Source organism: Paraburkholderia sp. BR10923, assembly GCF_040948765.1.
In the GTDB taxonomy this organism is placed as follows: Bacteria; Pseudomonadota; Gammaproteobacteria; order Burkholderiales; family Burkholderiaceae; genus Paraburkholderia; species Paraburkholderia youngii.
On sequence record NZ_JBFPKO010000262.1, the window covers coordinates 1 to 220 of the forward strand.

1 protein-coding gene is annotated in these 220 nt (G+C 64.5%); it reads right to left on the reverse strand.

The window, feature by feature from the left end; all coding sequences use genetic code 11:
- Nucleotides 1–220, reverse strand: a 220-nt coding sequence (locus AB3X94_RS42400) for a hypothetical protein (protein ID WP_368614523.1), incomplete at both ends; no start/stop codon positions are given.

Sequence of the window (220 nt, forward strand, 5' to 3'; positions counted from 1 at the left end):
CGCCGCGCCCGCCACGTTCACCACCGTGCCGTCCATGTCCTTCGCTACCGTGATGTCGCGCGTGTTCGCGTCCTGCTGTACCAGACCCACCGTACCTTCGGACAACTGATTCTGCACGCTCGCGATGTTGGTCGCGTTCTGCGCAATGTCGCCCGTGTTCTGCGTCGTGCGACCGTCGAGGTTCGTCACGGCTTCGGCCACGCTGTACACCGTCGTGCCA